Below are 15,007 nucleotides of genomic sequence, written 5' to 3' on the forward strand. Positions count from 1 at the left end.
CGCGGCAAGCGCGCGACGTCTCGCAACCAGATCAGGCAACCTTGCGGACGAACACCGTTCCTGCCGAATAGCCCGCACCAAAACTGCAGATCAGACCGACGTCATCATGCGCCAGATCGCTGTTGTGTTTGTGAAACGCGATAATCGATCCGGCGCTGGACGTATTGCCATACGTATCAAGCACTGTGGGGCTTTCGTCTTCGCTCGCATCATGACCCAGCACCTTTTGCGCGATAAGCCGGTTCATTCCTGCATTGGCCTGATGCAGCCACATCCGCCGCAACGACGAAGGTTCAATGTTCAGCCGCTCAGCCTCTTCGACTATCATGGCTGCCACCATCGGCACCACTTCCTTGAAAACCTTGCGCCCCTCTTGCACGAACAGCTTGTCGGCATCGTTGGCGGTACCGGGATGGGTCCGGTTGAGAAATCCGAAATTATTGCGGATGTTGTTGGAAAACACGGTCTTGAGCTTGGTGCCCAGAATGTCCCAATGCGCTGCCGGGGCCATATCCTTGCTTTCGACCAGCACGGCTGTGGCGACGTCGCCAAAAATGAAATGACTGTCCCGGTCGCGCCAGTTCAAATGGCCCGAGGTTATTTCAGGACTGACCACCAGCACCGACCGCGCATTGCCCGACCGGATGTAATCGGCAGCTGTCTGGATGCCGAAGGTGGCAGACGAGCAGGCAACATTCATATCGAAACCGAACCCGTCGATGCCAAGCTCTTGCTGGATTTCGATTGCCATCGCCGGATACGCACGCTGCATGTTGGATGCCGCGCAAAGGACTGCATCGATATCGGCAGCATCACGGCCAGCCTGCGCCATTGCCTGCCTGGCCGCGTTGACACCGATTTCGGCCATTACCGAATTTTCGTCATTGCTGCGTTCGGGAAGCCGCGGACACATCGTTTCAGGGTCGAGCACAGATGCCTTGTCCATCACGTAGCGCGACTTTATCCCGCTGGCTTTCTCGATAAATTCCACCGAGCTCGGAGATAGTGCCTCGACCTCACCCGCCTCTATCCCGGCGGCATTTTCGTGATTGAATTTTTCGACATAGGCATTGAAACTTTCGACCAGCTCGCCGTTGGAAATGCTTTCCCAAGGGGTAAACAGACCGGTCGAAGAAATAACGGGAGGATGTGTTGCTTGCATAGTCGGGTTCCTAATGCGGAGGAGGCCCAGCGGCAACAATCAACGTGGCAAAAGAAAGGGGCCGCCTGCGATATGCAAGCGGCCCCTGCTTTGGTTTTACAATGAATTCTGCGGGATAAACCTTAGAACTTGGTACGCACCGTTACACCGTAAGTGCGCGGCTGCAGAGTGAAAGCGGAACGCGAGTTGTTGGCGCCAGTGCTACGCAACGTCGTGTTGAAGGTAACGCCCCGTGTCACACGGTCGGTCAGGTTATTGACCCAAAATTCAATCGCGAGACTATCGTCAGCCCGTCCGAAACCGGCACGCACATTGGCGAAAATGCTTCCGTCCTGAACGTCCGCCACAATGAGCGGAGCCGCATCAATCGCGCCCTGAAGTCCAAGAGCAGTCACTTGAGCGGCAGTAGGTGGCACAATCGCTTGGGTCGATGTGCGTTGATCTGATTCCATGCGCACTTGACCCGCAAGGAAGAAGTCCCAGTCAGCGCTGAAATTCTTCTCGTAAGTCGCGCCCAATACAGCAACGATATTCGGGGCATTTGTAAGATCGTTTCCGCACAGTGAATTCACCGTTATGAGCAATGAGTCCCCGGAACAATCGTCCGGATATCGTGCATCAAGCACTGTGAGCCCGCCATTGATCGACAGCTCGTCACTTGGACGAATGACCGTTTCAAGCTCGACACCGGTAGAAATCGCTTTCGGAACATTGAATGTCTGGAAGGCTGTGCCGGTAAATTCAAGCACCTGGAAATTGCTGAACTCCTCACGGAAACCCGCAAGGTTCAGCGTAACCCGGTTATCCAGCAGTTTGGCCTTGAGGCCAATCTCGTACGCGTCCACTTCTTCGGATTTAAATGTCGGATCGGCCCCGGCTACCGCAGCAGTGGTATCAAGGTTGATACCGCCTGATTTGTACCCATGGGTGAAGCTGGCATAGACATTTACCGGCGCTGCAAACGCATAGCCGATTTTCGCCGTATAGATCAATTCTTCGTCATTGAAGTTTGCATCGAAGGTGCGCACCAGCGGAAGAACAGCCGACGCTGGCAGATCGGCCGGAGCCGCGAAACCGAAGCAGCCCAGACCGACGAATGCCGGCACGAATGCACCGGGAATAGAGCCATTCAAGATACCCGCAGCCGATGCAGGACAAATCTGGTTATTGGTTGCTATTTGATCAAAGCCACCTTCTTTGTCCTCCCATGAGTAACGCGCCCCCAGTGTTATCTCCAGACCTTCCGCGATCTCGAACGAATTATGGGTAAATACAGAGTAGCTTTGCGCGCTCTGATTGAAGGCGTTTGTGGTGACCGTTCCCGCAGGATCGACACCGGTAAAGCTCGTCAACGGATTTGGACCAAACGCACCGCCAAAGAACGCGGCTCCTACATTTTCGCCGTAATCCTGACCCAGAAGGAAGGTTACCTGCGTATTGATCTGCTCGTCAGAATAATATCCGCCGACCATATAATTCAATCGGCCGTCAGCAGCGTCGCCTTGCAGTCGCAATTCGGCAGTGTAGGTTTCGATCTCGGTCAGCAGCGGGTCAACGTTGAAAATATCCAACGCTGTAAAGTCGCTGTCATAACGCTCAAGCGCGTCATATTTGCGGTATGAACCAATAAAGATCAGGTCTGCGTTATCGCTGAGCGGTAACTCTACTTCTCCGGTGACGCCGTAATTGTCGACATCCGCTTCGGGTGCGAAATTCAGCGAAACCTGGCGATTGTCTGCTGCCCGCTCGAACTCGGCCTGGCCGAACCGGTTCCTGGAAACGAAGTCCTGACCATTACCGCCATTCCTTGGCAAGCCAACTGCGGCATAGGCGCCTGCCGCGATTACCGGGGATTCGAACAGTTCGATTGCCCCGCAACAACTGCTGGTGCTGTTTGAATAATCGGCGATCAGACGTCCCTTGATACCGCCTTCGGTTTCAAATCCGATCTGACCACGCACAATATATTGTTCTACATCGTTCGTGTCATCGAAAGCGTTTCCTGCGGCATCGACAACGGTCAGAAATCCGTCACGCTTACGAAAAGCTCCGGTCAGTCGGACCGCGACTGAATCCTGCACAATCGGGACATTGACCGCGCCTTGAAGGCTTATCTGATCGAAATTGCCGTATGATGCGTTTGCAAAGCCGCCAAAATCATTCAAATCCGGGCGTTTGTTGGTAATGCTGAGCGCACCGGCTGAAGTGTTCCGGCCAAACAGAGTGCCTTGTGGTCCGCGAAGGACTTCCAGTCGCTCGACATCGACAAATTCGGACAGTGCAACGCCAGGTCGCGATTGATATGCACCGTCAACGAAAATACCCACGGCACTTTCGAAGCCGATATTGTTCGACGTTGTCCCGACACCGCGGATCCGCAATACGACCGAGCCCGATGCCACTTGGGCGGTAGAGCTGGAAAAGCTTGGGGCGACATCGGTAACTTCGACAATGTTATCAACGCCCTGACGTTCAAGCGTCACGGCATCGACCGCCGTCACGGCGATCTGCACGTCTTGCACATCCTGCGCACGCCGGTTGGCCGTTACGATGATCACGTCGCTATCTTCAAGATTGGAAGCGTCCGGACCGCCAGCGGCAGCATCCTGCGCCATTGCATTGCCAGAGGCCGCAAGCAGACCAGCCGCCATGGCAATTCCGGTGGTTCGTAAAAGTACAGATTTCATCGCGGTTCTCTCCCAAAAGCGGCATTTTTACCGTCTGTGATATTTTCTATTAAAGCCATACACGGAATGGCTTACAATCATATAAGCATAGGACAGAGTCCTGCAGCAATCGGTCGTTGCTAGGTTGCTTAACAATACTGATGAAGAGTTGCCAAAATACACCACCACCCATCTGTACGCGCCGCTCCAAAAACAGCTGTCCCGCATACTTCCGGCGTGATGTGGGGGCGATCGCAGTGATGGTGGACAGGGCTGGATTCGAACCAGCGTACGCTTGCGCGGGCAGATTTACAGTCTGCTGCCTTTAACCACTCGGCCACCTGTCCACATCACTTCGATGAGCTGGCCCGACATAATCGGGCCATTTCTGACGGCCCGCCGAAACGAGCCTGCCAAGCCGAGTGCGCGGGTCAATGGCGAAGCGAGGCTTGCCTGTCAACTGCCTCGCTGGCAGAGGGTAAACGAACCGGCATTTCAGACAGGAACGATGATGGCAAAAGGCGAACGCAAGCGCGCGCTAAGGGGCCGCGCAGGCCGTATGCAAGGCGGGCGCGGAAGCGGCAGGGCAAGCACAGGCCAGGTGCGGCTGTGGGGCCGCCACGCAGTCGAGGCGGCACTGCGAAACCCGGACCGCAATCACCAAAAGCTGTGGGCAACCAAAGAAGGCATAGAATCGCTGGACGGCGAATTGCCTGAAGGGTTTCCGGTCGAATACGCCTCAGCGCCCGATCTCGGCCGCCTGGTGGCACGCGACGCGCCGCATCAGGGCCTGGTACTGGAATGCTCGCCGCTTGACGAAGTTCACCTGGAAGATGTTATGTCGGCCCAAGCCGGCCGTCCGCTGGTGGTGCTGGATCAGGTCACCGACCCGCATAATGTCGGCGCCATAATCCGGTCTGCCGCGGCGTTTGGGGCGGCTGCCGTAATCACGCAGGACAGGCACGCGCCGCCCGAATCCGGAACGTTGGCTAAATCTGCCTCGGGTGCGCTGGATACGGTGCCATGGGTGCGCGTGGTCAATCTGGCACGTGCGCTGGAAGATATTGCCAACGCCGGATATTGGCGGATCGGCCTGGCAGGTGAAGCCGAAGCCACATTATCCGAAGCGATGGCGGCAGGTCCGATTGCGCTGGTTCTGGGTGCCGAAGGGCCGGGAATGCGGGCGAATATTGCCTCGCACTGTGATGCGCTCGCCCGCCTCCCGATTTCCAGTGCCGTCGAAAGTCTGAACGTGTCGAACGCCGCCGCGGTGGCGCTCTATGCCGTGGCGACCCGTTCCGGCGAACCCGCCTAGCGGGTGACACACCCCTTTGGAGCAAAAAGAAAACGCCGCACCCTGCGGTCAGGATGCGGCGCCGGTAATCATGATTTATCGGACATGCGTCAGTTGACGGCGTCTTTCAGGCCTTTGCCGGCCTTGAACTTTGGCTGGTTCGATGCCTTGATCGTCATGGGTTCGCCCGTCCGCGGGTTGCGGCCGGTCGATTCCTTGCGCCGCGCGACCGAGAATGTTCCGAATCCGACAAGGCGCACTTCGTCACCTTTCGAAAGCGATTTCTGGATCGAGCCAAACACGCCCTCAACTGCGCCTGCGGCATCACTTTTGGACAGGCCGCTGGATTCAGCAACAGCACTGATCAGGTCGTTCTTGTTCATTCGGGATCCCCCTGGAAAATAGAAATTTGAGAACTGCTGAAGGTGATCAGCAATGGGCTTTGAGTTGAAAGATATTTTCGGTGGCTGTCAAAGGCAAATCACCCAGAATCCCGTCACTTCGTCGCTTTTGCAGGATTTTTTCGAATGCGAAGGGCCTCGCCAGCGGCAAACCGCCGGTCTCACCCGAATTTGATCGGCAAAGCCTGGTCCGATTCGCTGCGTTGCAGCAATATCAATGGGATGTCGGAATGCCTCCGCCGTCGACGCCGCCATGTGACGGCTGGCTCGCCAGATCATCCGCCTCGGTCCACTCGATCGGAGCCGGGATCGCCATAAGCGCGCGCGCCAGAACTTCATCGACATGGCCGACCGGGATAATTTCCAGCCCTGAGGTGACCTTATCCGGTATTTCAGCGAGATCCTTGACGTTATCTTCGGGGATGAGCACGGTTTTGATGCCGCCGCGAAGCGCCGCCAGCAGTTTCTCTTTAAGACCGCCGATCGGCAGGACGCGGCCGCGCAACGTGACCTCGCCCGTCATCGCCACATCCGGCCGGACGGCAATTCCGGTCAGCGTCGAGACGATTGACGTGACCATCCCGATACCCGCGCTCGGCCCGTCTTTTGGCACAGCCCCTTCGGGCAAATGGATATGGATGTTCTTGCGCTGGAAAATCGACGGCTTGATCCCGTAGGCGGGTGCCCTCGCCTTTACAAAGCTGAACGCTGCCGCGATGCTTTCATTCATTACATCGCCCAATTTGCCGGTGGTTTTTATCTCACCCTTGCCCGGTGTCGTCACGCTTTCGATCGACAGCAATTCACCGCCTACTTCGGTCCATGCAAGGCCGGTAACCAGACCGACCTCGGCCTCGTCTTCGCTCATGCCGTGTTTGAATTTGCGCACACCGGCGAAGTCGCCAAGATTGTCCGGCGTAACCGTGACGCTGGTCACTTCCTTCTCGAGAATTTTGCGCAGCGCCTTGCGCGCCAGCCGCGCAATTTCGCGTTCAAGTGTCCGGACCCCGGCCTCACGCGTGTAATAGCGGATAAGATCGCGCAAGGCGTCTTCGGTCAGTTCGAACTCGCCATCAGCCAGTCCGTGCGCTTCGATCTGCTTCGCGATCAGGTGACGCTTCGCAATTTCAACCTTTTCATCTTCGGTGTAACCTTCAAGCCTGATGATCTCCATCCGGTCGAGCAGCGGCTGCGGCAGATTGAGGCTGTTGGCGGTCGTCACGAACATGATGTCCGACAGATCGAGATCGAGTTCCAGATAGTGGTCCTGGAATTTCGAATTCTGTTCAGGGTCGAGCACCTCGAGCAGCGCCGATGCGGGGTCACCGCGAAAATCCTGTCCCAGCTTGTCGATCTCGTCGAGCAGGAACAGCGGATTGCTCTTCCCCGCCTTTTTCAGATTGGTTACGATCTTACCTGGCAACGAGCCGATATAGGTCCGGCGGTGTCCGCGGATTTCAGCCTCGTCACGCACGCCGCCCAGCGACTGGCGAATGAACTCACGCCCGGTCGCGCGCGCAATCGATTTTCCCAGCGAGGTTTTGCCGACGCCCGGCGGGCCCACCAGGCACAAGATCGGGCCTTTGAGCTTGTTCGTCCGCGCCTGCACCGCGAGATATTCGATGATCCGGTCCTTGACCTTGTCGAGCGCGTAGTGATCTTCGTCGAGCACCTTTTGCGCTTCGCCAATGTCTTTCTTGACCTTGCTTTTCTTGCCCCATGGCAAACCCAGCAGAATGTCCAGATAGTTCCGGATAACGGTCGCCTCGGCGCTCATCGGCTGCATGGCCTTCAGCTTCTTCAGTTCGGCATTGGCCTTGTCCCTGGCTTCTTTCGACAGCTTCATCGTGTCGATTTTCTTTTGCAGCTCGCCCAGCTCGTCGCCGTCCTCACCCTCGCCGCCAAGCTCGGACTGGATCGCCTTCATCTGTTCGTTCAGATAATATTCGCGCTGGGTCTTTTCCATCTGGCGCTTTACCCGGCCGCGAATTTTGCGCTCAACCTGCAGGACGGACAATTCGCCTTCCATAAAGGAAAAAACCATTTCGAGCCGTTTGAGTGGATCGCTCTCGGTCAGCAGCGCCTGTTTGTCGGTAACCTTGGCGTTGATCGACGCGGCAATCGCATCGGCCAGTTGTCCGGCATCATCGATATCGCCCAGATCGGACACTGCATCATCGCCGACTTTCTTGTTCAGCTTCGCGTATTCACCGAACTGGCTGACCACCGTCCGCATCATTGCGGTGACTTCGCTGCCACCCGCGGTCTCGGGCTCCGGGATATCGACCTGCGCGACATCGAAACCGCCTTCTTCGCGCAGCGATTCGAGCGTGGCGCGCTGCGTCCCTTCGACCAGCACACGCACGGTACCATCGGGCAATTTGAGCAACTGCAAAACCTGTGCGACAACGCCGACATCGTATAAATCGTCGCGTTCGGGATCATCGCAGCCGGGATCAAGCTGCGAAAGAAGGAATATATCCTTGCTCGATTGCATCGCCGATTCCAGCGCGGCCACCGATTTATCCCGGCCCACGAAAAGCGGTACGACCATGCCCGGAAACACGACGATGTCACGCAAGGGAAGAAGAGGGAAAAGTTTCATTTCAGGCAGTCCATATATCAAGGCGCGGTTCGTGGGGACGCAGCGCGCGGGCGCGCATCGGCGCGTGGTTGACTTCCGATATGGGTAGCCGGCGCCATCGCCGCAAGCGGGCATCGTGCTTAACTGTGGAAGGGACAGGGCTGCGGAAAGGAATGGGCTGCCGGAGGGACAGCGCTTTGCAGCGGGTGCAAACTGCGCGCGGATACATTAGAGATACAGCCGATCTTCGAATGATTGGTGGCCCGGAACAGGAACTGCCATTAGGATCGTCAGTTGCTTCATCAAATGCGCGAACGGGAAACTGCGCGCCGCACACTTCGCCCCATAACGGAACCAGACCATGATCAACCGTACCGCCGCTACTTTTTTTGCCTCCGCTTGTGCCGCCGCTGTGCTCGCAATTCCGGTGGGCGCATCGGCGCAGGATCAAGACCGGGGGGAAAAACGTACGCGGATCGCGATCGGTCCGCAATTCGTGCCCAGCTATCCCGGCTCCGACAAGACATCGATCAGACCGTTGATGGACATCTCGCGTGCGAGAGATGGGGAGGAATTCACGTTTGAAGCACCGGATGAAAGCTTTGGTTTTGCAATCTTCAGAAACGATGGGCTGTCAATTGGCCCATCGCTGGGACTGGAGGGCAAGCGATCTTCTGCCGATGTCGGCGGCGCACTTCCTGAAGTCGATTTCACATTCGAAGTCGGCGGATTTGTCCAGTACGAGGCGGGCGAAAATCTGCGCCTGCGCGCCGAGGTACGGCGCGGCGTAAACGGGCATGACGGATTGATTGGTGTCGTCGGGGCCGACTTTGTTGCGCGGGACGGCGACAATCAGGTTTTCTCGATCGGCCCGCGCGTGACATTTTCGGGCGAAAACTATCAAAACGCCTATTTTGGCGTGTTACCGCAGGACGCGGGCCCATCGGGCCTGGCCGCTTATGACGCTGGCGGCGGGTTGCAAGCGGTTGGCGCGACAGCGGGTTACATTCGCCAGTTTACACCGCGCTGGGGCATCATGGGTTATGCCAAATATGACCGGTTGGTTGGCGATCCCGCCGATTCGCCGGTTGTCAGTGCATTTGGTTCGCGCGATCAATTCGCGGGCGGAATAGCACTGAGCTACACCTTCGGGCGCGGCGTAGACTGAGGCGCCAACCGCTGCGCTGCACCATGCGCCCGGTACCGCGCGGCGGTTTTATCGTCCGGTCTTTTCGCCAAACAGTTTCTGAAGCTGTTCAAACGACCATTTGTTGCCGACCTCGAAAAACGCGATCAGTTTGAGCGATTCTTCGTCCGAGCCGTATCCGATGCCATGCACGGTGACGCGCGTGCTTTCGTCAGATAGGGATTCGAACTCGAAAACCGAAGTGAGACGGTCCATCGTTGCGCGCGGCGCAAAGCCTGCCGGCGCCTGGACATTTTTCAGAACAAGCAATCGTTCCGGCACAAATGCGATGATCTGGTTTTTGATATTGGACGGATCGCCCACGCTGAATTCAGGGCCATAACTGCTTTCCATCATCCCGCCGATTCGCAAATCAATCGCGACATGCGGCACCGCCCAGGCGGAATAACCCTCCTCGGTCACGAATGCAGCCCAGACCTCTGCGAGAGGAGCGGCGATAACAGCCGTCTGGCGCAGCGTTTTCTGGTCACCGTCCTCGATCACTTCCATTTCAACCTCTGCGTCATCCGCATGGGCGGGAGACGCACAAAGCAATGTCGCCGCGAAGACGGCTGAAAAAACCGGTGCGGCCTTTCTGCCGATAAATTCAGAAAAGTTTGCCATATTGTCCTCCCCGTCGCAGTTTTATTCCATTCCGGGCAATTTGAACCCCGGCGGCAGGCCCATGCCGCCCTGAACTTTCTGCATTTCCTCGTTCGATACACGGTCGGCCTTGTCGCGTGCGTCGTTAAATGCGGCGGTGACAAGGTCTTCGACCATTTGCTTTTCTTCAGGCTTCATCAGGCTTTCGTCAATCGTCACCGAAAGAATGCGGCCCTTCGCGGTGCAGCGAATTTTTACAAGCCCGCCTCCCGACTGGCCCTCAACCTCGATCGAATCGAGCTTCGCCTGTGTTTCGCCCATTTGTTTCTGGATCGTCTCGGCAGCCTTTTGCGCGGCCTGGATCATTTCTTCCATCGATTTCATATCGGATACCTTATGCTGGTCCGCCTCAGGCGGATTTGCTCCACGGCGGGCTGTTATCTGTCCAACCGGCGCGACTGTCTTCATCGATCAGCCTGGCCGCGGGGAATGCGGCCATCGCGGCGGCCACTAGCGGATCATTTTTTATACGTTCGGCGGTCGCTGCATGTTCCCGGGCCTGTTGTTCGACCAGCGTGGGCTCTCCGCCGCCGTCGCCCTGCGTCACCTGCCATTTCCCGCCCGTCAGATCGTTCAGCGCATCGCGCAATTCGGCGGTAAAATTATCGGAGAATCCATCGGCCAGCGAATAGATCAACCGGCCGCTTTCGACCGTAATTGGCCGGACCTGCATCCGCAGACGCGAACCCAGACCGAGATATTTATGTTCGACCTTTTCCACCAGCGCGCGCCAGTCCAGCGTTTGCGGCGCGGGGGAGGATTCTGCCCCTTCGCCTGCGGACACTGCAGCCGCGGGCGCGGCGTTTGCCAGCATTTCCTCGAGCTTTTTCACCAATCCGCCGGGATCGGGCAAATCCAAGGCGTGCAGCACGCGCAGCAAGGCCATTTGCGCCGAGACCAGTGGATCGGGCGCGCCGCGCACTTCCTCATGCCCCTTCATCAGGAGCTGCCAGAGCCGGTGCAACTGGCTGGCCGTCAGCTTATCGGCCCATAGCCGGACCGCGTCACGTTCATCCTGTGTCGGCGCATCGGGTTCGCTTGCGCCAACCTGCGTGACGGTAATCTTGTGCACCAGATCCATCACCCCGCGCATAAGCGCCAGCGGTTCGACCCCGAGCGAGTATTGCGTATCTATTTCTGCCAGCAGCGCCTGCGCGTCGCCTTCCAGCATCGCGGTCAGCAAACGCCGCTGTCCGCCCTTGTCTGCAAGGCCGAGCATATCGCGGACCCGGTCGGCGAGCACAGTGCCGTCACCGCCAAGATCGGCATGGGCAATGGCCTGATCGAGAATTGAAAGGCCGTCACGCACCGACCCTTCGGCCGCATTGGCAATCATCGCCAGCGCCTCGTCCTCCGCCGCCACGCCTTCCTTCCGGCAGATCATCGCAAAGTGATCTGCCAGCATCGGCGCGGTAATCCGGCGCAGGTCGAAACGCTGTGTCCGGCTGAGAACGGTAACCGGCAATTTATCAACTTCAGTGGTCGCGAACAGGAACTTCACATGCGCAGGCGGTTCCTCAAGTGTCTTAAGCAAAGCATTGAAGGCATTACGCGAAAGCATATGGACTTCATCGATGATATAAATCTTGTAGCGCGCCGACACCGCGGCATAACGCACCGCTTCGATAATCTCGCGCACATCATCCACGCCGGTATGGCTGGCGGCGTCCATCTCGATCACATCGATATGCCGGCCCTCGGCGATCGCCACACAGGGCTCGCATTGGCCGCAGGGATCGATGGTCGGGCCGCCCTGCCCGTCAGGCCCGATGCAGTTGAGCGCCTTGGCAATCAGCCGCGCGGTCGAAGTCTTGCCGACACCGCGCACCCCGGTCATCAAAAACGCGTGCGCCAGCCGGTCACGCTTGATCGCATTGCCCAGCGTGCGGACCATCGGTTCCTGCCCGATCAGCTCGCTGAAGGTCTGCGGCCGGTATTTGCGCGCCAGCACCCTGTATGGCTGCGCGGCATCGGTCGGTTCAGCTTTCGGCGCTGCCGCAGCAGACGCTTCACCGGCACCGAACAAAGCCGACTGGCCAGCCGCCTCCAGCTCTTCAGCCGAGGCAGTTTCAATCGGTTCGGGTGTGTCGGATTCGCTCATCGCCGGTCAGGGTAGGGAATGGCGCGCGCCTTGTCAGCGGCAAAACCGGCGGCAAATCAAATTTGGCGGTGAATAAGGAGCCGAGCGACCCGCCGCAATCCGGGATGGCTGCTTCCTTCCGGACCTGACCAGGTTAACGAACGCAAACGTCCACCCGACTCCCGGGCGGGCATATGGCGATTGCAGTGCAGCTTGGCAAGTTCCCAAGCAGTGCGGACAGCGAACTACCTGAAATTGTCGGCGTAGGCCTGAAGTTTGAGCGTCTTTTGCGGGGTCGGTATGACGCGCGCAGCAATGCCGTATTTTTCGGCATAGGCACGCGCAGCGTCAGCGTTTGCAAAATTCAGGCTGACCTGCGCCTGCGTATCGCCGCTGCCCGCCCAGCCCATCAACGGATCGGGTTTTTTCGCTTCTGATGCTTCGAATTCAAGCACCCATTCATCGGTCCGGGCTCTGCCCGATTGCATGGCGCTTTGCGGGCGTTGGAAAATACGTGCTGACATGGCCTGAGCCTTTAGGTTACCCGCCGCTTTTTGAAAAGGCGTTCTTCGTTTTCAGGCTGGGCTTTTCCATCCATGGCTGGTCGGGCCAGCGGTGGCGCGGATATCTGCCCTTCATGTCTTTTGCCACATCACTCCAGCTTCCGCGCCAGAAGCCGGGCAAATCACGCGTGGATTGGATCGGGCGGCCCGCCGGGCTGGTCAGCTTGAGAAGCAGCGGTGCGGGGCCGATCATCGGCTGGCTATCGAGCCCGAACAAGGCCTGCACGCGGATTTCGGCAGACGGCGCATCATCGCCGGAATAATCGATCATGTGCGAAGTTCCGGCGGGCGATTTGAATTCACGCGGAGCCAGCCGGTCGAGCGCCTGCCGTTCGTCCCAGTCCAGACGCGCAAGCAGGGCTTCGGCCAGCCTGCCGCTGGACAAGGCAAGATCGCGCCGTCCGGCCAGCAGCGGAGCCAGCCAGCAATCCGCATCTTCGCGCAACCTGCCGGTCGCAAGTGCTTTTATCCCGGCATGGTTCGCACGTGCGATCAGCGCGGCGGGCAGCAGGTCTTCCAGGCCCTCCCTCGCTTTTTCCAGCAAAAGCGCGCTGACGGCTTCGCCATCGGGTGCGTTGTCCGGCCCGCTGGCCAGCTTGATTGCGCCCAGCGCTTGTTCCAGCCGCGCTTCCACCCGCTGTGCGTCCGCGTTCCAGTTGAGCACGCTGCGCCGCCTGACCAGATGGGCCAGATGCCGCTCCACCTCGGCCGCCGAAAGAGCGGCTGCGGCGATAATCCGCGCACCCCTGGCGTGTCCCTGCGCATCACCGATAACCAGCCAGTCCGCGCGCGCCAGCGGTGATGCAGGGTCAAGAAAATAGCCGCGCCCGCCAGCCGAAATCCAGTTCTCGGCCTTGGCATCGCGCGGTTTGGCGATGTTGTCCGGCAGAGCCATCGCCAGAAAGACTGCCGGATTGAGCGCTTCGTTTCTGGCCTCCGAAATCAGCTGCCCCGCCTCGAACGCCCATCGGCCCGCCAATTTGCGGGACGCAGCCGCGCGGGAACTTCTGTCGCAATTCCACCGGTCAAGCCGCGCCAGCAAATCTTCGCCGCGCCCGCCCAGCCCGCGTTCCTGCAGCAGCAATGCAATACGCGCCGCGTCACGGGCCTGACCGGCGCGCGCGCCAAACAGCACCATTGCCGCGTGCACCGGGTCCATCGGCAGGCTGGCTATCTGGGTTCCCAGCGTCGTCATGCTGCCATCTGGGCCAAGCGCGCCCAGTTTTTCCAACCGGTCACGCGCCGCAGCAACCGAAGCAAGCGGCGGCGGATCAAGCCACGCCAGCGATGCCGGATCGTGTGTCCCCCATTTGGCAAGTGCTAGCACCAGCGCGGTCAAATCCGCAGTTTCGATTGCGGGCGGATCGTATGGCTGCCTGCCGGGATGCGCAGCCTTTTCCCACAGCCGGTATGCCGTACCGGGGCCAAGCCGTGCTGCGCGGCCCGCGCGCTGGGTGGCGGCGGCCTGGCTGGTACGTGTGGTAATCAAATGCGTCGTACCTGCTGCGCGATCGAATTCGGCGCGGCGTGACAGACCGCTATCGACGACGACGCTCACGCCTTCCAGTGTGAGCGAGGTTTCCGCAATTGCCGTGGCGAGCACGATCCGGCGGCGCCCCCCGGCATCGCTGCGAATGGCAGCGCGCTGGTCTTCCGGCTGGACCTGCCCGTGCAGCGGCAGGATCGGCGTGTCTTTCAGCCGGGTTTCGAGGCGTTCGCGGACGCGTTCGATCTCGCGTACGCCCGGCAGGAAGGCGAGGATATCTCCGTCCGTTTCGCGGCGCGCAGTCAATATCGCGGCAGCCATGGCATCTTCGATGGGCAATTCGGGTGACGAACCAAGCCAGCGCAGTTCGAGCGGATAGGCTTTCCCCTGGCTTTCGATAATGCGGGTGCCGCCGCCGAGCAGGCCGGAAAATCTTGTTCCGTCGATTGTCGCCGACATCACCAGAATACGCAGATCGTCGCGCAATATCTGCTTGCTTTCGATCGTCAGCGCCAGCCCGAGATCGCTATCTAGATGCCGTTCATGCGCTTCATCGAATACCACTGCGCTGATCCCTGTCAGTTCCGGGTCGCCCAGCAATTTGTTGACGAAAATCGCCTCGGTCATGACCAGCACGCGCGTTCTGGCTGACTGCCTGGTGTCCATCCGCGTCAGGTAACCGATGGTTTCGCCCACCTGTTCGCCGAGCATTTCGGCCATCCGTTCCGCCGCAGCACGCGCAGCAATCCGCCGCGGGCTGAGCAGGATTATCTGACCATCACACCACGGCTCACCCAGCAGCGCGGGCGCGACAGCGGTAGTCTTACCTGCACCGGGGGGAGCGATCAGAACGGCAGCGCCGTCACAATGCAAAGCAGACAGAAGGTCCGGCAGAACCGTTTCGATCGGTAGAGCGGTCAAA

General features: G+C 58.9%; 11 protein-coding genes, 1 tRNA gene and 1 other RNA gene. 2 read left to right on the plus strand and 11 right to left on the minus strand.

Going from position 1 to position 15,007, the window contains the following annotated elements:
• Nucleotides 1-31: 31 nt before the first annotated feature.
• The 3 genes from WFP06_RS09170 to WFP06_RS09180 form a co-directional block, all read right to left on the minus strand.
• Nucleotides 32-1,162 carry a beta-ketoacyl-ACP synthase III gene (locus tag WFP06_RS09170; protein ID WP_336986870.1) on the minus strand — a complete coding sequence of 377 codons (1,131 nt, stop codon included), beginning with the start codon at nucleotides 1,160-1,162 and terminating at the stop codon, nucleotides 32-34.
• A 122-nt stretch (nucleotides 1,163-1,284) separates the two neighbouring features.
• Nucleotides 1,285-3,849, minus strand: a complete 2,565-nt coding sequence (locus WFP06_RS09175; RefSeq protein WP_336986871.1) for a TonB-dependent receptor — start codon at nucleotides 3,847-3,849, stop codon at nucleotides 1,285-1,287.
• A gap of 240 nt (nucleotides 3,850-4,089) precedes the next feature.
• Nucleotides 4,090-4,175, minus strand: a tRNA-Tyr gene (locus WFP06_RS09180).
• A 164-nt stretch (nucleotides 4,176-4,339) separates the two neighbouring features.
• Here WFP06_RS09180 and rlmB point away from each other — a divergent pair.
• Nucleotides 4,340-5,143, plus strand: coding sequence for a 23S rRNA (guanosine(2251)-2'-O)-methyltransferase RlmB (gene rlmB / locus WFP06_RS09185; RefSeq protein WP_336987670.1), 804 nt, complete (start codon nucleotides 4,340-4,342; stop codon nucleotides 5,141-5,143).
• 89 nt (nucleotides 5,144-5,232) lie between these two features.
• Here the strand turns inward: rlmB and WFP06_RS09190 are convergent, their stop codons facing one another.
• Together WFP06_RS09190 and lon are read right to left on the minus strand one after the other, a co-directional pair.
• Nucleotides 5,233-5,505 carry an HU family DNA-binding protein gene (locus tag WFP06_RS09190; RefSeq protein ID WP_336986872.1) on the minus strand — a complete coding sequence of 91 codons (273 nt, stop codon included), beginning with the start codon at nucleotides 5,503-5,505 and terminating at the stop codon, nucleotides 5,233-5,235.
• 232 nt (nucleotides 5,506-5,737) lie between these two features.
• Nucleotides 5,738-8,128, minus strand: a complete 2,391-nt coding sequence (gene lon / locus WFP06_RS09195) for an endopeptidase La (protein WP_336986873.1) — start codon at nucleotides 8,126-8,128, stop codon at nucleotides 5,738-5,740.
• Between the two features lie 340 nt (nucleotides 8,129-8,468).
• Between lon and WFP06_RS09200 the strand changes: the two genes are divergently transcribed.
• On the plus strand, nucleotides 8,469-9,275 hold the full coding sequence (locus tag WFP06_RS09200; RefSeq protein WP_336986874.1) for a MipA/OmpV family protein: 807 nt from the start codon (nucleotides 8,469-8,471) through the stop codon (nucleotides 9,273-9,275).
• Between the two features lie 48 nt (nucleotides 9,276-9,323).
• Here the strand turns inward: WFP06_RS09200 and WFP06_RS09205 are convergent, their stop codons facing one another.
• The 6 genes from WFP06_RS09205 to hrpB form a co-directional block, all read right to left on the minus strand.
• Nucleotides 9,324-9,917 carry an SRPBCC family protein gene (locus tag WFP06_RS09205; RefSeq protein WP_336986875.1) on the minus strand — a complete coding sequence of 198 codons (594 nt, stop codon included), beginning with the start codon at nucleotides 9,915-9,917 and terminating at the stop codon, nucleotides 9,324-9,326.
• A 21-nt stretch (nucleotides 9,918-9,938) separates the two neighbouring features.
• Nucleotides 9,939-10,280 (minus strand): YbaB/EbfC family nucleoid-associated protein, encoded by a 342-nt coding sequence (locus WFP06_RS09210; protein WP_336986876.1) that lies wholly within the window; start codon nucleotides 10,278-10,280, stop codon nucleotides 9,939-9,941.
• Nucleotides 10,281-10,305: 25 nt separating this feature from the next.
• Nucleotides 10,306-12,057 (minus strand): DNA polymerase III subunit gamma/tau, encoded by a 1,752-nt coding sequence (locus WFP06_RS09215; RefSeq protein WP_336986877.1) that lies wholly within the window; start codon nucleotides 12,055-12,057, stop codon nucleotides 10,306-10,308.
• Nucleotides 12,058-12,127: 70 nt separating this feature from the next.
• Nucleotides 12,128-12,222, minus strand: an RNA gene (ffs, locus tag WFP06_RS09220) — signal recognition particle sRNA small type.
• Between the two features lie 59 nt (nucleotides 12,223-12,281).
• Nucleotides 12,282-12,560 carry an NADH dehydrogenase ubiquinone Fe-S protein 4 gene (locus WFP06_RS09225; RefSeq protein ID WP_336986878.1) on the minus strand — a complete coding sequence of 93 codons (279 nt, stop codon included), beginning with the start codon at nucleotides 12,558-12,560 and terminating at the stop codon, nucleotides 12,282-12,284.
• Between the two features lie 16 nt (nucleotides 12,561-12,576).
• Nucleotides 12,577-15,006 (minus strand): ATP-dependent helicase HrpB, encoded by a 2,430-nt coding sequence (hrpB, locus tag WFP06_RS09230; RefSeq protein WP_336986879.1) that lies wholly within the window; start codon nucleotides 15,004-15,006, stop codon nucleotides 12,577-12,579.
• Nucleotide 15,007: the final 1 nt, after the last annotated feature.

It is taken from the genome of Altererythrobacter aquiaggeris, from assembly GCF_037154015.1.
GTDB classification, from domain to species: domain Bacteria; phylum Pseudomonadota; class Alphaproteobacteria; order Sphingomonadales; family Sphingomonadaceae; genus Aestuarierythrobacter; species Aestuarierythrobacter aquiaggeris.

Bases quoted from the DNA above. Each gene is read 5' to 3' on its own strand.
- WFP06_RS09170 (WP_336986870.1), bottom strand. From the start codon at position 1,162: ATGCAAGCAACACATCCTCCCGTTATTTCTTCGACCGGTCTGTTTACC.
- WFP06_RS09175 (WP_336986871.1), bottom strand. From the start codon at position 3,849: ATGAAATCTGTACTTTTACGAACCACCGGAATTGCCATGGCGGCTGGT.
- rlmB (WP_336987670.1), top strand. From the start codon at position 4,340: ATGGCAAAAGGCGAACGCAAGCGCGCGCTAAGGGGCCGCGCAGGCCGT.
- WFP06_RS09190 (WP_336986872.1), bottom strand. From the start codon at position 5,505: ATGAACAAGAACGACCTGATCAGTGCTGTTGCTGAATCCAGCGGCCTG.
- lon (WP_336986873.1), bottom strand. From the start codon at position 8,128: ATGAAACTTTTCCCTCTTCTTCCCTTGCGTGACATCGTCGTGTTTCCG.
- WFP06_RS09200 (WP_336986874.1), top strand. From the start codon at position 8,469: ATGATCAACCGTACCGCCGCTACTTTTTTTGCCTCCGCTTGTGCCGCC.
- WFP06_RS09205 (WP_336986875.1), bottom strand. From the start codon at position 9,917: ATGGCAAACTTTTCTGAATTTATCGGCAGAAAGGCCGCACCGGTTTTT.
- WFP06_RS09210 (WP_336986876.1), bottom strand. From the start codon at position 10,280: ATGAAATCGATGGAAGAAATGATCCAGGCCGCGCAAAAGGCTGCCGAG.
- WFP06_RS09215 (WP_336986877.1), bottom strand. From the start codon at position 12,057: ATGAGCGAATCCGACACACCCGAACCGATTGAAACTGCCTCGGCTGAA.
- WFP06_RS09225 (WP_336986878.1), bottom strand. From the start codon at position 12,560: ATGTCAGCACGTATTTTCCAACGCCCGCAAAGCGCCATGCAATCGGGC.